The organism is Microbispora siamensis, from assembly GCF_016863095.1.
GTDB lineage: Bacteria > Actinomycetota > Actinomycetes > Streptosporangiales > Streptosporangiaceae > Microbispora > Microbispora siamensis.
Window position 1 is genome coordinate 1 of record NZ_BOOF01000137.1, and the last position, 690, is coordinate 690.

1 protein-coding gene is annotated in these 690 nt (G+C 71.3%); it reads left to right on the forward strand.

The window, feature by feature from the left end; translation table 11 throughout:
• The coding region (locus Msi02_RS42810; RefSeq protein WP_239109451.1) for a Gfo/Idh/MocA family protein at nt 1-604 on the forward strand (604 nt) is incomplete at its 5' end.
• Nucleotides 605-690 lie beyond the last annotated feature (86 nt).

The following is a 690-nucleotide window of genomic DNA, read 5'->3' on the forward strand; positions in this document are numbered from 1 at the left end:
ATCGGGCGCTCTCGGCGACATCGGCGCCCACATCATCGACACCGCGCAGTTCATCGTCGGCCGGTCGCTGACCGGGGTGAGCGCGCTCACCGAGACCTTCGTCAAGGAGCGCCCGCTCGCCGAGGGGTCGAGCGGCCTGGCCGGCGAGGGCGGCACCGGTGAGATGGGCGAGGTGACGGTGGACGACGCGGCGCTGTTCATCGGCCGCTTCGAGGGCGGGGCGCTGGCCTCGTTCGAGGCCACCCGCTTCGCGACCGGGCGCAAGAACGCGCTGCGGATCGAGGTCAACGGATCGGCGGGCAGCCTGTCCTTCGACTTCGAGGCGATGAACGAGCTGTGGTTCTACGACGCGGCCGAGCGGGACGCCGGGTTCCGGCGGATCCTCGTCACCGAGCCGGACCACCCGTACGCCGGGGCGTGGTGGCCGCCGGGCCACGGCCTCGGCTACGAGCACACCTTCGTCCACGAGACGAAGGACTTCCTGGAGGCGGTGGCCGCCGGCACCGACCCCGCGCCGTCCTTCGAGGACGGGCTGCGGGTCCAGCGGGTGCTCGCCGCGGTCGAGGAGAGCGCCGCCGCCGGGTCGGGCTGGACCACGGTGTGATTGGACACGGTGTGATTGTCCACATGATTGCGAGAGCGGGAGTGAGATGACGCGACCGATCACGTTGTTCACGGGGCAGTGGGCCG